The 12896-nt window shown below is 36.7% G+C and carries 15 protein-coding genes; 13 read left to right on the top strand and 2 right to left on the bottom strand.

Translation table 11 applies throughout. The features are described from left to right. The first annotated feature begins 3 nt into the window (after positions 1-3). The 4 genes from PQ474_RS00640 (at position 4) to PQ474_RS00655 (ending at position 2500) form a co-directional block, all read left to right on the top strand. Positions 4-1584: a response regulator gene (locus PQ474_RS00640; RefSeq protein WP_273839611.1), complete on the top strand. Its 1581-nt coding sequence runs from the start codon at positions 4-6 to the stop codon at positions 1582-1584. A gap of 96 nt (positions 1585-1680) precedes the next feature. Then, entirely contained in the window at positions 1681-1833 is a 153-nt protein-coding gene (locus PQ474_RS00645; protein ID WP_273839613.1) for a hypothetical protein, read from the top strand. 71 nt (positions 1834-1904) lie between these two features. Next, a complete protein-coding gene (locus PQ474_RS00650) occupies positions 1905-2084 on the top strand; it encodes a YozQ family protein (RefSeq protein ID WP_273839614.1) in 180 nt (59 codons plus the stop codon). 155 nt (positions 2085-2239) lie between these two features. Continuing rightward, positions 2240-2500 carry a DUF2680 domain-containing protein gene (locus tag PQ474_RS00655; protein ID WP_273839616.1) on the top strand — a complete coding sequence of 87 codons (261 nt, stop codon included), beginning with the start codon at positions 2240-2242 and terminating at the stop codon, positions 2498-2500. 50 nt (positions 2501-2550) lie between these two features. Here the strand turns inward: PQ474_RS00655 and PQ474_RS00660 are convergent, their stop codons facing one another. Beyond that, positions 2551-2694, bottom strand: a complete 144-nt coding sequence (locus PQ474_RS00660; protein WP_273839617.1) for a hypothetical protein — start codon at positions 2692-2694, stop codon at positions 2551-2553. A gap of 130 nt (positions 2695-2824) precedes the next feature. Here PQ474_RS00660 and PQ474_RS00665 point away from each other — a divergent pair, with 130 nt between their 5' ends. From PQ474_RS00665 to PQ474_RS00705, 9 genes are all read left to right on the top strand, one after another. Next, on the top strand, positions 2825-3064 hold the full coding sequence (locus PQ474_RS00665; RefSeq protein WP_273839619.1) for a hypothetical protein: 240 nt from the start codon (positions 2825-2827) through the stop codon (positions 3062-3064). A gap of 152 nt (positions 3065-3216) precedes the next feature. Next, positions 3217-4335, top strand: a complete 1119-nt coding sequence (locus tag PQ474_RS00670) for a mechanosensitive ion channel family protein (RefSeq protein WP_273839621.1) — start codon at positions 3217-3219, stop codon at positions 4333-4335. A gap of 163 nt (positions 4336-4498) precedes the next feature. Beyond that, positions 4499-5995 (top strand): glycine betaine uptake BCCT transporter, encoded by a 1497-nt coding sequence (locus PQ474_RS00675; protein ID WP_273839623.1) that lies wholly within the window; start codon positions 4499-4501, stop codon positions 5993-5995. A gap of 137 nt (positions 5996-6132) precedes the next feature. Next, on the top strand, positions 6133-6672 hold the full coding sequence (locus tag PQ474_RS00680; protein ID WP_273839625.1) for a DUF4309 domain-containing protein: 540 nt from the start codon (positions 6133-6135) through the stop codon (positions 6670-6672). Positions 6673-7023: 351 nt separating this feature from the next. After that, the gene (gene aceA, locus PQ474_RS00685; protein ID WP_273839627.1) at positions 7024-8316 is read left to right on the top strand and encodes an isocitrate lyase; all 1293 of its coding nucleotides are present in this window, start codon (positions 7024-7026) and stop codon (positions 8314-8316) included. 228 nt (positions 8317-8544) lie between these two features. Continuing rightward, entirely contained in the window at positions 8545-9441 is an 897-nt protein-coding gene (locus PQ474_RS00690; protein ID WP_273839629.1) for an AEC family transporter, read from the top strand. A gap of 103 nt (positions 9442-9544) precedes the next feature. Continuing rightward, positions 9545-10267 (top strand): 2,3,4,5-tetrahydropyridine-2,6-dicarboxylate N-acetyltransferase, encoded by a 723-nt coding sequence (gene dapD, locus PQ474_RS00695; protein ID WP_273839631.1) that lies wholly within the window; start codon positions 9545-9547, stop codon positions 10265-10267. A gap of 103 nt (positions 10268-10370) precedes the next feature. Continuing rightward, on the top strand, positions 10371-11489 hold the full coding sequence (locus tag PQ474_RS00700; RefSeq protein ID WP_273839633.1) for an N-acetyldiaminopimelate deacetylase: 1119 nt from the start codon (positions 10371-10373) through the stop codon (positions 11487-11489). A 205-nt stretch (positions 11490-11694) separates the two neighbouring features. Then, a complete protein-coding gene (locus PQ474_RS00705; RefSeq protein ID WP_273839636.1) occupies positions 11695-11940 on the top strand; it encodes a YkuS family protein in 246 nt (81 codons plus the stop codon). Positions 11941-11976: 36 nt separating this feature from the next. On the opposite strand, the gene PQ474_RS00710 is transcribed toward PQ474_RS00705, so the two are convergent. Continuing rightward, positions 11977-12816: a mechanosensitive ion channel family protein gene (locus PQ474_RS00710; protein WP_273839638.1), complete on the bottom strand. Its 840-nt coding sequence runs from the start codon at positions 12814-12816 to the stop codon at positions 11977-11979. Positions 12817-12896: the final 80 nt, after the last annotated feature.

A 12896-nucleotide genomic window follows, 5' to 3' on the forward strand; every position in this document is an offset into this window, starting at 1 on the left:
TTCATGTTAACTGAGGATAAGGTAAACATTTTAATTGTTGATGATCGACCAGAAAATTTGCTGGCGTTAGAGGCGGTTCTAAACTCAAATGATTATCATTTAGTAGAAGCAAGGTCAGGAGAAGAAGCCTTAAAATGTGTTTTGAAATATGACTTTGCTGTCATACTATTAGACGTACAAATGCCAGGTTTAAATGGCTTTGAAACAGCTGAAATCATAAAGCAACGAGTTCAATCAAGGCATATCCCAATTATTTTTGTTACCGCCTTGAGTAAAGCCAACGAGCATGTTTCAGCAGGTTATTTAACAGGTGCTGTTGATTATATTTTCAAACCTTTTAATCCACTTATTTTAAGGAGTAAGGTAGAGGCTTTTGTACAAATACATAAAAAACAAATTGAAATAAAATTAAAAAACCAACAATTAGAAGTTCAATCGGAACAATTAAAGGAAAAGAAGGATAACCTTGAGGCAATCATTAACGAAAAAACGATGGAACTACTTGAAAAAAATAAAGAATTAAAAGTCTCTGAAGAAAGGTTTAAAAAGATCTTTCGTTATAGTCCTAACTTAATGGCGATTCGCTCTTTAAAAACTAAACAATATTTGGATGTAAACGAGAGTTGGGTTCATTTTACAGGTTATGAAAATAAGGAAGTCAAAGGGTGTCATGGAGACTTCATACTGATAAAAGAAGTCGATCAGTCAATCTGTGTACAGAATCAGACACTAATTGATTTAAGAGTAGGTTTGTTTAATGTAGAAATTACATATCTCACTAAAGAGAAAGAACTCAGAAATGGTCTAATTTCGACCGAGACGGCTCAGCTAAATGGTGAACCTTGTATCATAAGTACGATTACGGATGTAACGGAACGTGTTCAATTTGAAAAGGAAATCTCACGCTTAGATCGATTAAATTTGGTTGGAGAAATGGCAGCAGGTATTGCTCATGAAATTAGGAACCCGATGACAACCGTTCATGGATTTTTACAGTTAGCGAAAAATCAAAATGAACCTCAACCAAAGGAGTATATAGACCTAATGATTGATGAGTTAAATCGAGCAAATGGGATTATCACAGAGTTTCTGACGTTAGCAAAAGATAAAGCAAATGATAGAAGGCAAAAGGACCTTAACTCAATTATTAAAACATTGCATCCTTTACTAAGAGCAGAAGCCCTACTTAGCAATAAAGAAGTTAAATTAGAATTATCTAATTGTCCCTACCTTTTTCTTGATGAGAAAGAAATCAGACAATTAATTTTAAATATTGGTTTGAATGGTTTGGAAGCTATGCATTCGAGTGGAATGTTAGTGATAAAAACGTTTATGGAAGATGAACAGGTTGTATTAGAAATTAAGGATGAGGGTCCTGGAATCAAGAAAGAAATCTTAGAAAATATAGGAACTCCTTTTTTTACGACGAAAGAAAAAGGCACAGGCTTAGGATTGGCGATTTGTTACAGCATTGCAGCAAGACACTCTGCTCATATAAAAATTCATACAAGTAAAAAGGGAACTTCATTTTTAATCTACTTTCAACAAACGAATAAAGTATTAGAAGTAAGTGCTAGACTTTAATTAGAGAGTACCTTCCAAAAAAATAAGGGGAAATATGTTTAAATGTATGTTGAGCGGGAATAGGGTAATAACGACAACATTTAGGGGGACGTATCAATGAATGGAGAAATCAATTATCCGAGATTACGGCGCTCTTTTGAGAAGATTTTAACACGAAAAACAAATGAAAATGAAAGATTATTTATTAAATGGTTAATTCAGAGATCGAAAAAGGCGGAGAATGCAGTCGATAATCGGAAAATTCATTAAGGTTCTATAAAAATAACACTCATAAATTCATTGGAAAAGTAAAATAATAATTCCAGTGAAGGAGGGGTAAAATGACAAATAACAAAAATGAAAAACTTCCGAAAACGGAAGAGTTGGCGGAGCACAATTATCAGCCAGAGGATGGTCGCAGTTCCAATGAAGTTGAGCAGGGGCTTGCTACTACGCACGAACAAGTGAACGAAATGTACGAAGATGGCACGATTGATAGAAAAGCGGATGGAGAAAGTTGAAAACATTGATTCGAAAGAGAGGGTAGCTCATTAAGCTATCCTCTCTTATATTTATATATATATTTCCATTTGTCAGTAATTATATGAATAAATTAAAAGACTACGTTAAAACTACAGGATAGAAAAAGGAGAGTGAATAAATGTGAGAAGGGATGATGCCAAACTATATCCAAGCTGAAGAAGGAAATGATGAAGTTATAGCTGAGTTAACAGAGGGACAGAAAAATGAAATGGCTAAGCTACATATGGAAGTTCTTGAAAAAAAGAGAGAAGTTGTAGCAAAATATGTAGAGTTTGGTGATTTTAGTCCTGAAAAAGCAGAAAAAATTAATGCAATGTTTGATAAACATTATCAAAAGTTAGAAGAGAATAATTTCATAGCGAAATGGGATGGAAAGCGAAGGCACAAACACTAGCTAAGTTAGACAAAAGGCTGAAGAAGAGTAACAGCTTTTTGTCATTACAGTTATTTAAATAGTTTTCTTATGGCTTTTCCAGATGCTCGTCCGGCAACACGACGACCTATTCTTTTTCCTATGCGTCCCTTACGAACAGCATCTACATCATTCCAGATTCTTACCAATTTATAGATGATCGACTTTAAACTCATGACACTTCGCGTCCCCTTGCGTTTTAGGTATAGTTTATCATATAACTTTTCATGTTATGTATTAAATCTCAATCACTTTTTCATACATAATTCAATTAAAAATCTGTCATTCAATTGAAATGAGGTGAGTATGGTGGTTAAAAATGGTTATGTGTGGAGTACACTTTTTGGCGGAGTTTTAGGAGCAGCAGGAGTGCTCATGGTGACAACTGAACAAGGTAAAAAATGGAGAAAAGAACTCGTCTATAAAATCAACCAAATTGATGGCGCAAGTGTTGTAAATGCACTAAGTGAAACAAGTAAAGATTGGGCAGAATTTGGTGATGTGGTCAAGGTGAAAACTCGTTCTACTAAAAATTTGAGGACATGAATATACAATACCGTTACTTTGACAGAAGCATTTTAAGTGTTTGTCTATATAAACGATCAGAATGATGTAATGCGCGTCATTATTCTGATCGTTTTTCTATTCATGATTGTCCACCCTATGTTAAAATGGATAAGGATAAAGGTGGGATTAAGATGGAATTAAATACTTGGAAATGGGATGCATTCGTTCACTCATTGAATCGCTTAGAATGGACTCATATTGGGATAGCTATTGCTATCTTTTCGGTGTTTTTATTATTCAGAAAAATCTTTACAAGATATATCTTCAAAATAATATTAGCTACACTCCGAAAAACTCCTACAGAATTGTTTACAAATATCTTGTTATCATTTGAACGACCGCTGAGAGCATTTTGGATTGTTTTAGGAACTTACCTGGCTCTTGTATATCTTCCTTTTCATTTTACTACGATTGAATTTGTCGACCATATATATCGGTCAATTATCATCATTTTAATTGGATGGGGTTTATACAACTATACATCTGAGCATTCGATGGCTTTTTTTCGTTTTGCTCGCAATAGCGACATAGGTGAAGAGAGTATGCTCGTGCCATTTGTCTCTAAAGTGTTACGATTTGCCGTTGTTGCCCTTACAGTCGTCGTGATAGCGAGTGAGTGGGGGTATGAAATAAGTGGTTTTATTGCAGGACTGGGGCTTGGAGGTTTGGCTTTTGCATTAGCTGCCCAAGATACGATCGGAAATTTTTTTGGTGGCATAATTATTATTACGGAAAAACCATTTTCAAAAGGAGATTGGATTCAGACACCTTCTGTTGAAGGAACCGTTCAAGATATTAGCTTTAGAAGTACTCAAATTCGAACATTTGCTGATTCTATTGTTACGATTCCGAATTCAACATTAGCAAATGAACCGATTACGAATTGGTCAGAGATGGGGAAACGTCGCGTTTCGTTTACTATTGGTCTAACGTACTCCACTCCACAAGAGAAAGTGGAAAGCTGTGCAAGAAGGATTGAAGAAGTATTACGGGGACATGAAGAGGTAGATCAGGAATTGATTATGGTTCGTTTTAATGAATTTAATAATTCAAGTCTTGATATATACATCTACTTTTTTACTAAAACAATTGCATGGACAGAGTGGTTTAGAATTAAGGAACATGTTAATTTTGAAATCATGAAAATACTTGAGGAAGAAAATGTTTCAATTGCGTTCCCTTCGCGAAGTATTTATATGGAAAAGCTAGAAGGAAAAGAGAAAGATGACCTACTAGTACAGGAAAACTAATTTTTTATTTAGGCCAAATCGTAGTTGATTTGGTCTTATTCTTATTGAAAGTTTACCCCTCATATATAGTAGGACTATCTAGATGGCAATGAGAAAATTCACTTTCAATAAATATTCAGGACCTCTTTGTTGCAATCTATAGGAAAGAGGAGATGGTCAACTGATGAGAAATTTAACGATCACGTTTAAGATCTCAGTGATAATCGCCCTAATTTTCGTATTGTGGGGTGCTTTTTTTCCAGAGTATTTAGGAAACATCATGTCAATCGCACAGGCTTTCTTCTTAAATACATTTGGTTGGTTCTATAATTTAGCCGCATCTTTCTTTTTACTCTTTTCTCTTTTTCTGATTTTTAGTAAATTTGGGAAGATCAAGTTAGGAAAAGATACGGACAAGCCTGAATTTAGTCGTGCTACTTGGTTTGCCATGCTTTTTAGTGCTGGAATGGGGATAGGTCTTTTATTTTATGGCGTATCTGAACCAGTTTCACACTATGCAGCACCGCCTGTAGGTGAGGGAGGGAGTCGTGAATCTGCGCTACTGGCACTCCGTTATACTTATTTACATTGGGGGTTTCATGCTTGGGCCATATATGCGGTCGTAGCTCTGGCTCTAGCTTATTTTAAATTTCGAAAGGGTGCACCTGGTTTAATTAGTTCGACTTTATCTCCAATATTAGGAGATCGTGTCAACGGGCCTATAGGCTATACAATTGATATTGTAGCCGTATTTGCCACTGTATTTGGCGTCTGTGCCTCTCTTGGATTAGGATCGCAACAAATTAATGCAGGTTTAAGTTATTTAGTAGGGCTACCGGTTAATTTTACCGTACAAGTTACCATTATCTTAATCATAACTGTCCTATTTATTTTATCGGCAAGTACGGGAATACAGCGTGGAATTAAATATCTTAGTAATACGAATATGATCCTAGCTACAATATTGCTTATAGCGATGTTAATTCTTGGGCCTACGTTGTTTTTATTAAACCTATTTACTCACACGTTAGGTGAATATGTTCAAAACCTCCCACAAATGGGTTTGAGAATTTTCCCATTTGATGAAAAAAGGGCAGAGTGGACCCAGGGGTGGACCATTTTTTATTGGGCGTGGTGGATTTCTTGGTCTCCTTTTGTTGGAATGTTTATTGCACGGGTATCTAAAGGAAGAACTGTTCGTGAATTTACCATTGCTGTTCTCGTCGTTCCTACTTTGGTATGCGCATTTTGGTTTTGTGTTTTTGGAGGGACAGGCATTCACTTAGATCTATTGCAAGGTGTTGATGTTGCCGGACAGAGTTTAGAAACAGGGTTGTTTTTTGTTTATGAACATTTACCTTTAGGTGGTCTTCTCTCTATTGTAACGGTATTACTTATTACGACGTTTTTTATTACATCAGCAGATTCAGCAACCTTTGTTTTAGGTATGCAAACCACTGAAGGAAGTATGAACCCTTCTAATTTCATTAAAATCACATGGGGGCTTATCTTATCAGCTTCGGCTATTGTGTTAATGGCTTCTGGTGGTTTACAAGCACTTCAAACAGCTATTATTGTTAGTGCATTTCCACTTACGATTGTTTTGCTTATTATGAGTATAGCCATTGTGAAAGTCTTTAAAAGCGAAGTTAAGGTAGCTAAGACAAAAAGGAATAGGTAATAATGTAAAACGTTCGAAATAGTTCGAGCGTTTTTTTGTTTTTTTATTTTTGATATGAATTTGGACAAACATCATATACTTAATTGAATAAACCTTAGTTAAATCGTCAAGTCTTTATAAAGTAAGGTGAATGGAGAGTGGGTGAATCGATGGAAATCAAAAGATTAGTTCTCTTTATTCTTTTAATCATGTTAGCTGGGTGTGGTCAAACACAAAGTGAAGAAAGAGAGAAAGAGTCAGAAAAAGGTGCTGTCACTGTTCTTTCACAAGAAAATGCATATCTTTCATTTTCTTGGATCGAGAAAGGTTATAATGGGGTCTTTGTCCCTGTCAATCAAAAACTTGGACAAACTGAAAGAGAAATAAAAGAAGTAGTTGGGAAACCAGTTAGTGAGGGGAAGTACGAGGGTGGTTTCTTTCTGCAGTATGAAAATGTGACCTATTTTATTAATCCAAAAACAAAACGAAATGTAGCCATTGCATTAGATATTAATAGTAAAAAACTTACAGAAGTAGATTTGAAAAGAACATTAGGTACGCCCGATCAAAGTGAGTTTAATGAGATGGATGGGCTCTGGATGTATGTCTATGAACTAGATGAATATGAACTCATGTTTGAAGCGCCAGCTGAACATGCTGTTCTTTCACACGCTTGGTTAAGAGAAAAAATAAAATAGTGATTATTAAAGACAGGCGAGTTAAGTCGCCTTTTTTTGCTTTAGTCGATTCGTGTTCATGGAAGAAATAAACTCAATAAAATAATTGAATGCAAGCCACCTAAAAAAAAATTAAAAAATATGAAAATTATGGTTGCAACAAGGTCAACTCTGTTATATTATAAAAACGTAAGATACAAACTGTATTAATACAGTGTAAGAAATGATCGTAGGGGTTCGAAGGGTAGGTGTATGAGGTCGTACTTGCTGACAAATGGCACTCATCGTTATTTTGTTTTACAGCTTTATTCTTTGTTTGAAATGGAAGGTTACAAGACTAGTAAACTAAAAAATTATTGAGGAGAGATGAACATGATAAACGAATCAAGACAAAGAGAAGCAAGACAATTAGAGGAACAATGGGCTAATGAATCTAGATGGAGTGGGATTGAAAGACCCTATTCTGGAGAAGATGTTGTTCGTCTAAGAGGGTCACTTCAAGTTGAACATACACTTGCTCGCCGCGGTGCTGAAAAGCTTTGGAACCTAATAAATGAAGAAGATTTTGTTAACGCTTTAGGCGCATTAACTGGTAACCAAGCAGTTCAACAAGTGAAGGCGGGTTTGAAAGCGATTTATTTAAGTGGATGGCAAGTAGCCGCAGATGCAAACCTAGCAGGACAGATGTATCCAGACCAAAGCTTGTACCCGGCAAATAGTGTACCAAGTGTTGTAAAAAGAATTAACCAAGCTCTTCAACGTGCGGATCAAATTCAACATATGGAAGGGGAAGGAGATATCGATTACTTTGCTCCAATTGTAGCGGATGCAGAAGCTGGCTTCGGTGGTCAATTAAATGTATTTGAGTTGATGAAGGGAATGATTGAATCTGGTGCATCAGGTGTACACTTTGAAGATCAACTTGCTTCAGAGAAAAAGTGTGGACATTTAGGTGGAAAGGTACTTATTCCAACACAAACAGCGGTTCGTAATCTTACGGCAGCTAGACTAGCAGCGGATGTTAGTGGAGTTCCGACTCTTATTATTGCTCGTACAGATGCGGATGCAGCAGATTTAATTACGAGTGACATTGACCCAGCAGACCGTCCATTTATTACAGGTGAGCGTACGCCCGAAGGTTTCTATAGAACGAATCCTGGTCTTGATCAAGCAATCGCAAGAGGGCTTGCATATGCACCTTATGCAGATCTAATATGGTGCGAAACTTCAAAGCCGTCACTTGAAGAAGCACAACAATTTGCGGATGCTATTCATGCGAAATTCCCTGGCAAGATGCTTGCTTATAATTGTTCTCCTTCATTCAACTGGGAAGCAAATCTTGATAAAGATACGATTGAAACGTACCAAGTTGAACTTGGGAAAATGGGTTATAAGTTCCAGTTCGTTACACTTGCAGGTTTCCATGCTTTGAATCATAGTATGTTTGAACTTGCTCATGGCTATAAAACTAGAGGAATGGGAGCATATTCTGAATTACAGCAAGCTGAATTTGCTAGTGAAACAAAAGGCTATACAGCTACTCGTCATCAACGTGAAGTGGGAACAGGCTACTTTGATGAGATTTCTCAAGTAGTATCAGGAGGAACTTCATCTACAACCGCTTTAAAAGGTTCAACGGAAGAAGCTCAATTCCAAAAACAATAAGAAGGATCGACGGCCTCTGCATATTTTTTTGCAGAGGTTGTTATATTACACGTGTGTATATGTCGGTTACTGTATAACAATTGTATGTGATCGATTTATCACCTGCTAAAATTTCGGACTTGAAAGATTTTTTATCCCACTCTTTTATGTAACGTCTATAATAGAATTATAGAGATACTGGATGTACAGATGCGTGTCTGTGTTTTTTTAGAGTTGGAGAGGATACATATGGAAATCTTTATACAAGTTGTTTTACCCGTTTTATTTGTCTTTTTGATTGGATTTGTTGTACAGAAATGGAAAAGGGTTGATGTGAAAGCCATATCTACGGTAGCTGTGTACATTATGACACCTTGTTTAGTTTTTCGTACCTTTTATCATACGGAGTTAACCGTTCAATCGTTTTATATGGTCGTTTTCGCAGGGGGGTTATTAACGAGTCTAATTCTAATTAATAAGCTGTACGCAATAATAATGAAATTTGACCAATCAACTGAGAGTGGACTTATTTTATCGACAGCATTTATGAATGCAGGCAATTATGGAGCGCCTATCATATTATTTGCTTATGGTGAGAAAGCTTTTGCTTACTCAATCATGTTTCTTGTCTTGCAATCTATCATTATGAATTGTTTTGGAGTCTATTATGCTGCTAGAGGGAAAGCTGGAATTGGTGTTGCTCTTAAAGAGGTCGGTAAAATGCCGGCAACGTATGCCGTTTTAATAGGACTCTTCATGAAGTTGTTTCAACTACCTGTACCTAGTAATGTAATGTTAACCATTGATATCATTGCAGAGGCTGCTATCCCTACAGTAATGATTATACTAGGTATGCAATTAGCGAAAATCGAGTGGGACAACTTCGAATGGGGAAAAGTAATATATGGAACCATTGTCAGACTTTTTGTTTCTCCACTTATAGCCGTTGTTATTATTACTATGTTACCTATGGATCCTTTAATGGCCAAAGTTTTAATTGTGTCTGCTGCGATGCCATCAGCTGCCACTATAGTGATGTATGCTGTTCAGTTTGACTCGCAACCAAGGTTAGTTTCAAGCACAACGTTAATTACGACCGTCATTAGCATTTTTACCATTACGGGCCTTTTAATTATTCTTGGCTAAAGTCCATTAGGTATTTAAAAGAATTATTCTTTCTGATTGCATTTTTGTTTTGAAATCTTTATCATAATGAAGAGATTGTTTTAAAAAGTAGGAGGACTTAATAATGAAAATGATGGATGCAAATGAAATTATTCAATTTATCTCAAAGAGTGAAAAGAAAACACCGGTAAAAGTACATATTAAAGGTGATTTAGAAGGATTAGACTTCGGAGCTGGAACAAAAGCTTTTATCACAGGTTCTGTTGGAGTACTTTTTGGTGAGTGGAGTGTAATTGAGCCGATCTTAAACGAAAACGAAGCGAAAATTGAAGATGTAGTTGTGGAAAACGATCGTCGTAACTCAGCTATTCCTCTTTTAGACATGAAGAACATCAAAGCTCGCATTGAGCCGGGTGCAATCATTCGTGATCAAGTGGAAATTGGTGATAATGCTGTAATCATGATGGGTGCTAGCATTAACATTGGAGCAGTAATCGGCGAAGGAACAATGATTGATATGAATGTTGTTTTAGGTGGTCGTGCCACTGTAGGGAAGAATTGTCATATCGGAGCGGGTTCGGTATTAGCTGGCGTAATTGAGCCTCCTTCTGCAAAACCTGTAGTCGTTGAAGATGATGTTGTGATCGGAGCAAATTGTGTAGTATTAGAAGGTGTAACAGTTGGTAAAGGTTCAGTTGTTGCTGCTGGAGCAGTTGTGATTGAAGACGTTCCTCCTAATACTGTAGTTGCTGGTACGCCAGCTCGCGTCATTAAAGAAATTGACGAAAAGACAAAAGGAAAAACAGAAATTAAGCATGAACTTAGACGTTTAAACGAAGATAACTAAATTATAATTGGACAAGTAGCTTTGTTGTATGGGATTTTCTCCTATCAGCAAAGCTCTTTCCTTAGATTTTGAATGAAAGAATAATAAATCGTGGTGATTGTGAATGTTAACAGTAGATGAACTAATTAAAATTAGGCGTGATTTGCACCAGATTCCTGAACTTGGCTATCAAGAAATAAAAACACAACGTTATTTATTAGATATAATTGAAAGTTTACCTCAGAGATTTTTGACTATTGAAACATGGAAAACAGGAATATTTGTTCATGTTAAAGGAATAAATGTATCTGAAACGATTGCTTATCGTGCTGACATGGACGGTTTACCAATCGAGGAAGAGACATCGTATACTGAATTCAGATCGGTTCACGAAGGAAATATGCATGCGTGTGGCCATGACCTTCATATGACTATTGCTTTAGGGGTTTTAGCATATTTCGCACATAATCAACCTACAAGCAATCGCTTATTTATCTTCCAACCTGCTGAGGAGGGTCCTGGAGGAGCGAAACCTATTCTTGAATCAATTCAATTTAAACAATGGAAGATTGATAAAATTATAGCCCTTCACATTGCCCCAGAACACCCAGTTGGAACGATTGCGACCAAAGTGGGATTACTGTTCGCTAATACATCGGAGTTGTTCATTACGTTAAAAGGAAAAGGTGGACATGCAGCGTACCCGCATACTGCCAATGATATGGTCGTTGCAGCTAGTCATCTCGTAACACAACTTCAAACGATTGTATCACGTAATGTCAATCCTCTAGATGCAGGGGTTGTAACCATTGGTGTTATTAGAGGTGGGACAAAACAGAACATTATTGCTGATAAAGCAGTTATTGAAGGCACCATTAGAACAAGATCGATTGAAACAATGAAAAAAATAAAAGAACGAATTGAAGCTCTAGTTAAAGGAATTGAATTTGGTTTTGATTGTACTCTATCAATTGATTATGGAGCTAATTATTGTCAAGTCTACAATCATGAAGCGGTAACAACAGATTTTATTGCTTTTTCGGAAGCGAAAAAGTCTGTTAATCTGCTGATTTGTGAGGAAGCAATGACAGGGGAAGATTTCGGTTATTTTCTAGAAGAAATTCCTGGTTTTATGTTCTGGCTTGGTGTGGATAGCAAGTATGGATTACATGATGCCCGTTTGGAACCAAATGAAGAAGCCATTTCCTTTGCGGTAGAAACCCTTGTTGACTATTTAAAATGATCATTTGTACGATTTGTAGCCATCAGCTTTTTGCGGATGGTTTTTTCTCTTTTGTGTATGTTAAGTTATCCATGAGATAAACGTTTACCTTCGTTAGGAAAGCAAAAGAGGTATGGGCTATTTTTAAATCACAATGAATAAATCCCACTAACTTGGGAAATTTAAGGAATGAAATACACTAACTTTTTCTAGCGGAGGTACAAACATGCCAAGAATCGGTGTTGAACAATCATTGTCAGACGTACAACAAGAGTTACAATCTATGGGGTATGAAGTCGTTCAGTTGAAACAAGAGCAAGATGCTCAAGGGTGTGACTGCTGCGTCATTACAGGTCAAGATCAGAATGTGATGGGTGTTCAAGATGCGGCCATTAGAGGATCTGTTATTAATGCCCATGGGATGACAGCGCAAGAGGTTTGCAAGCAAGTTGAACAAAAAGTAGGGCAGTAAAATAGAGAAGGAGGCTATTTATAGCCTCCTTATTGTTTATTGTTCTTTCTTCTCAATATAGACTTGATGTGGAAAAGGAATTTCAATGTTGTTTGCATCAAGTGCTTCTTTTAATACTTTACGAAGTTTACGCTCAACTGCCCATTGTTGCATATTTTCCGTTTTGGCAATCACTCGAATGATCACATCAGAATCTCCTAAACCTTGGACTCCAACTACATTCGGACCCTCTTTAATTGTTTCATCTTCTGCTGCAATTCGGTCGCAGGCTGCTTGAAGTATAGCAATTGCGTCATCAATGTTATCATCGTATGAAATGCTCATATCCACAAGAGCTCGCATGTTTCCGCGAGAATGGTTACTTACATTACCAATTGCTCGGTTAGGTATGAAGTGGAGAGTCCCATCGAACCCCCGAATTTGTGTATTGCGAAGTCCAACTTGCTCTACGATGCCGTCTACACCACCAGCTGTAACATAGTCATCAACATCGATTTGTTTTTCGAGTAACAAAAAAAATCCCGTTACTACATCACTAACTAAACCCTGTGCTCCAAAACCAATCGCTAAACCAACTACACCAGCACCAGCGATGAGGCCTGTTGCATCCAATCCGAAAATGCTGATAATAATCGTGATAAAAACAAATATTAATACATAAGAAAAAGCGTTAATGGTTAATTTCTCAAGTGTTTTTACTCTTCCAGGCGACATGCCTCTTTGTGATTCCATTTTTGAGAAGCTACCAGAAATAAGTCTTTTCCCAACTGACCGTGCAATTAAAAAGGCTAATATTGCCAGTACAATTTGTCCAATACTCGTTGCGATTGCAATGAGAAAATCTCCTCCCGAATATTGATTCAACCATTGTTCCATCCAATCACTCCTAAATATATAAATCCTTTTTCCTACGATCAATTTACATAATATTCTTTGACCATTGAATCAGCAGGACC

This window comes from Halalkalibacter alkalisediminis, assembly GCF_028610705.1.
In the GTDB taxonomy this organism is placed as follows: Bacteria; Bacillota; Bacilli; order Bacillales; family Bacillaceae_D; genus Halalkalibacter; species Halalkalibacter alkalisediminis.